Source organism: Sodalinema sp. (assembly GCF_046483825.1).
Lineage (GTDB): Bacteria > Cyanobacteriota > Cyanobacteriia > Cyanobacteriales > Geitlerinemataceae > Sodalinema.
The window spans coordinates 1-4,562 of record NZ_JAWOCL010000006.1; the positions used below are offsets into that span (position 1 = coordinate 1).

A 4,562-nucleotide genomic window follows, 5' to 3' on the forward strand; every position below is an offset into this window, starting at 1 on the left:
CTTCGGGGGGGTTGTCTAGGGGAATAAACCCCAGGGCCTCTGATGGGGGCGGTTCCGGGGCGCTGGGGGTGAGTTGTTGGAGTTTCTGGCTGGCCCAGGTTTGGACTTTGGGATGGGGATGTTGACAGAGATCTTGGCACAGGGCGATCGCCTCGGGGTCCTGGCCCGTTTTGCGATATAACGAGACTAAGGCTCGTTGGGCTTTGAACTGTTGGACGGCATGAGGACTGAGACGACAGACCTGTTGCAAGGAGGCGATCGCCGCTTGAGACTCACCCCGTTGCATTTGGGCCAGTCCGAGTTTCAGCAGTTGCCCAGCTGAACGAGGGGGACGAGGAGGAATGGGAGGAGACATAGGCCACTGTCAGGAACCGCCAATCTCCTCTACGATAACGCTGTCGCTGCGAGGTTGGGCAAATTGCCCCGCTTGGGGATTTAAGATCCTCGCTGAATTTCTTGGAAAATTTCTTCTAAAATTTCCGTTGCGCCTTGGTTTCGCAGGACGTTGGCGAGTTGTTCTCCGAGTTGTTCAGCGTCGGCGGCGGGTCCCTGTATGCTGTCTTTGATGAGTGTTTGACCGTCGAGACGGGCCACCATTCCGGTTAGGGTGAGTTGGTCGCCTTCAATGGTGGTGTTGACGCCGATGGGAACTTGACAGCCGCCTTCTAAACTGCGCAGGAAGGCTCGTTCGGCTAAGCAGCGTTGGGTGGTGGGGGGATGGGCGATGGCCAGGAGGAGTTCGAGGATTTCCGGGTCGCCGTCGCGACATTCGATGCCTAAGGCCCCTTGGCCGACGGCGTGGAGGGACACGTCGCTGGGGATGACTTGATGGACGCGATCGCCCATTCCCAGGCGTTCGAGGCCCGCTACGGCGAGGATAATGGCGTCGTATTGACCGTCATCGAGTTTGGCTAAACGGGTGTTGAGGTTGCCGCGAATGTCTTTGAAGGTGAGGTGGGGGTAATGATGTCGCAGTTGGGCCAGGCGACGCAGGGAGGAGGTTCCGATGATGGAACCTTCGGGGAGGCTGTCGAGTTGTTTGTCTTGATGTTTTTCATGCACCACTAACGCATCGGCGGGATCTTCGCGTTCGGTGATGCAGCCGAGGATGAGGCCGTCGGGGAGGTGGGTGGGGAGGTCTTTGAGGGAATGTACCGCAAAATCCGCGTCGCCGCTGAGCATTCGCACTTCGAGTTCTTTGGTGAAGAGGCCTTTGTCTCCAATTTTGGCCAGGGCCACATCGAGGATGTTGTCCCCTTGGGTACTCATGGTGTGAATGTCAAATTGGTGACTGGGGTGGGATTCTTGCAGGCGATCGCGCACCCAGTGGGTTTGCACGAGGGCGAGTTGGCTTTTACGGGAAGCGATGCGAATGGTGCGATCGGCGGCGGACACGGTAGAAGTCATGGATTCGGTTGTTAAAGGATTGTTCTTAATACGCCCAATCTAGGATAGCGCAAGTTCTGGCTCAATCTGTCCTGGGAAAAGGGGAGGCTTGAGGGGAATGGGGGGCTGGAAATCAGGTTACAGTGAACTCTGGGGGATCTGAGATCCCCCTCGGTTTTTGGTAAGGCTTCCCGGTAGGCTAACGATTATTATGGCAACGGTTCGACTAAATCAGATTACACGACGCTTTGATGGGGTGAGTGCCATTGAAGATATTAGTTTTACGGTTCCCGATGGTGAGTTTTGGGTGTTAGTGGGAGCTTCGGGTTGTGGGAAATCGACGATTCTCAGAACGATTGCGGGGTTGGAGATGGCCACGTCGGGGGAGTTGTATATTGGCGATCGCCAGGCCAATGATATCCCGGCTCGGGAGCGGGATGTGGCCATGGTGTTTCAGAATTACGCTCTCTATCCTCATATGACGGTGGCTCAGAATTTGTCCTTTGGCTTACGGATGCGGGGAATGGAGAAGAAAACGATCTGCGATCGCGTCAGCTATGTGGCGGAGATCCTCAGTATTACGCATCTGTTGCAACGGAAGCCGAAACAGCTTTCGGGGGGTCAGCAGCAACGGGTGGCCCTCGGCCGGGCCATTGCTCGTCAACCTCAGGTGTTTTTGTTGGATGAACCGTTGAGTAATTTGGATGCTCAGTTGCGCGATGAGATGCGATCGCAGTTGAAGAGGTTACATCACCAGTTGGGGATTACCACCATTTATGTGACTCATGATCAGACTGAGGCGATGACGTTGAGCGATCGCCTGGTGGTGTTACATGAGGGACGGATTCAACAAATTGGCACACCGTTAGACGTGTATAATCAGCCCAACAATCAAACCATTGCCAGCTTTTTGGGCAGTCCGCCGATGAACCTATTTCGGGCTACCTATAATGGCTCTAGTTTTGAGGTGAGCGGTCAGGACTTCCCCGCCTCTCCCCCACTGCTGCAAGCGTTGGAGGATCTCAGTCCCAAAACTTCCCCGCCAACGCTCAATCTCGGGATTCGTCCTGAAGACATCCAGCTTTCGTCAGAACAACCCGGAAGTCTGGCTGTACGAGTCAGCATCACGGAACCCCTCGGACGAGAGACGTTAATTCGCGCGGCGATCGTCTCTGAGGGATCTCGGGGCCAGGAGAATGTCCTCAATTTCTTTATCCCCGCCAGCACTCAACCCCAACCCGGCGAGATGCTTTGGGTCACCTTTCCTCCCGAGAATATCCTCTGTTTTGACCCCATCAGCGAAGACCTAATTCGCCACTTGTAGGGGCGAAAATCCCCTCCTGGGAGGGGCAGGGGTGGGTTATGCCCCTACAACCAAATCGGGGATAACGGCAAGCGAAACCCAGGTAAGACCGGCTCTCCCGACAACTCCAAAGGATGATCAAATCGCTCCATCTCCGAGCCAGGACGGTAACAGTCCACCTGTCGCTGCTGGGGGTTAATCAGCCATCCTAATTCGGTTCCCTGACTGATATATTCCCGCATTTTGGCTTGGAGTGGGGCTAAGTCATCGGAGGCGGAGCGTAATTCAATGACAAAATCGGGGCATAGGGGAGGGAAACCGCGACGTTGTTCTGGGGTTAAGGCTTGCCAACGGCGGCCGCGAACCCAGGCCACATCGGGGGAACGGATGGCACCATTGGGGAGGAAAAAGCCGGTTGAGGAGTCGAACCCTTCACCGAGGTCGGGATGGCTGGCCACCCAAGCGGCGAGTTGGCCGATAAGGGAGAAGTTGCGTTGACCTGATTCACCGCCAGTCGGGGGCATGACAATGAGTTCTCCGTTGGCGTTTCGTTCTAAGCGTAGATTCGGATTGGCGGCGGCCAGGGGAAGAAATTGCTCCGGGGTGACCTGAAGCCGGGTATCTGGAGGGAGTTCGAGACGGAGGGTTGAGGCCATGGGGTGAGCCTTGGGTTCGGGTGGGGAGATTAGGATGAGGAATGACTGTATTTTATCCCTAAGATGAGGATGGGTTTTCGGTAAATCTTGTCAGAGAACCCACGTCTAACTCCTCGTGACAGGAGATGGCCCGCAAGGTTATCGAAAAGGGTCTTCAGGATATCGGGTGAAATTTGTTGCATGGGATACAAAATTGTAGGGGAACCCACCCCTAGCCCCTCCCAGGAGGGGATTTTTCGCCCCTACGGCAACGGATGTAATCTGCCATAAATTCTCCTGATCACCCTAAACCCAGAATGCCTTACCAGTGGGAAGGGTCACCCATCGAGGTGGGAATATCTCAGTTTTGGTGTAAAGCCTAAATAAACTCTCTATTGTTCCCCAGGAAAATAGCCATGAATATCAGGCAATTGATTGATGAGGAAATTAGCAAACTAGAGGAGGATGAATTAGCACAACTCTATGAAATTGTCAAGAATTTTTCGCGTCCCAAAACAAACAACAGTTTATTTTCCAAGTTAAAGCAGGTCAAAATTGAGGGTCCCGTTGATTTTGCCGCCAATGTCGATCTATATCTTAACGGAGAGATTGATGATTTTGGCTTTCGCTTCTAGGCGTAGGCTCAAATCATCGGGAATTTCGAGGCTGATTTTGTGAGTCATGATGTCAGTTTCTCTGGGTGAAGTGGGTGGGTTTCACCCGCATGATATTCAGCCATTGCTGAAGCCGCAATTAATAATTAATAATTAATAATGAATTGCAGGACCCAAAAATCGCATTTTGCTCACTCTCAGACAAAGTTTGTAACCGGGCGATCGCACTTTCTAGTAATTCCGTCATGGCTACCCTACCCCATATTGATGCTCACTCCTCGTATTGCCGATTTCAGACCAATTGACGACTCCCCCGACGGGATATTGTCTGTGGTGGATTCTAGCCGCATGGCGTAAAATTGGGGTGGTATCCCTATCCGGTGCGTGGTCATGGATGAACAACAACTGCAAGCCTATCTCTCCCTGATTCAAGAACTGCTCACCTGTCCCAGTGGGGAGGAAGCGGCGATATTGAGGAAGCACCGGGAACTGGTGGATGAGGGATTAGTGCAGGTGATGCGCGCCGTTGCAGAGATGATGGCGCAACAGGGGTGGGGGAATGCAGGCTGGTTGCGGGATTTTGCCGGGACAATCGAAGCGGTTAACTATGAGTTGCCTCGGCTA

At 53.6% G+C, this 4,562-nt stretch carries 5 protein-coding genes and 1 pseudogene; 3 read left to right on the forward strand and 3 right to left on the reverse strand.

The window, feature by feature from the left end:
* Together R6U67_RS00440 and hemC are read right to left on the reverse strand one after the other, a co-directional pair.
* Positions 1-355, reverse strand: a 355-nt coding sequence (locus R6U67_RS00440; RefSeq protein ID WP_410250711.1) for a tetratricopeptide repeat protein, incomplete at its 3' end; no start/stop codon positions are given.
* Positions 356-435: 80 nt separating this feature from the next.
* Positions 436-1,407, reverse strand: coding sequence for a hydroxymethylbilane synthase (gene hemC, locus R6U67_RS00445; RefSeq protein WP_410250712.1), 972 nt, complete (start codon positions 1,405-1,407; stop codon positions 436-438).
* Between the two features lie 190 nt (positions 1,408-1,597).
* Between hemC and R6U67_RS00450 the strand changes: the two genes are divergently transcribed.
* Complete coding sequence (locus R6U67_RS00450; RefSeq protein ID WP_410250713.1) at positions 1,598-2,710, forward strand: ABC transporter ATP-binding protein; 1,113 nt, start codon at positions 1,598-1,600, stop codon at positions 2,708-2,710.
* 44 nt (positions 2,711-2,754) lie between these two features.
* Here R6U67_RS00450 and R6U67_RS00455 read toward each other — a convergent pair whose 3' ends face one another.
* Positions 2,755-3,345 (reverse strand): Uma2 family endonuclease, encoded by a 591-nt coding sequence (locus tag R6U67_RS00455; RefSeq protein WP_410250714.1) that lies wholly within the window; start codon positions 3,343-3,345, stop codon positions 2,755-2,757.
* Between the two features lie 395 nt (positions 3,346-3,740).
* Between R6U67_RS00455 and R6U67_RS00460 the strand changes: the two genes are divergently transcribed.
* Together R6U67_RS00460 and R6U67_RS00465 are read left to right on the forward strand one after the other, a co-directional pair.
* Positions 3,741-3,959 carry a hypothetical protein gene (locus R6U67_RS00460; RefSeq protein WP_410250715.1) on the forward strand — a complete coding sequence of 73 codons (219 nt, stop codon included), beginning with the start codon at positions 3,741-3,743 and terminating at the stop codon, positions 3,957-3,959.
* Between the two features lie 369 nt (positions 3,960-4,328).
* Positions 4,329-4,562 (forward strand): annotated as a pseudogene (locus R6U67_RS00465) (hypothetical protein); the annotation flags it as partial.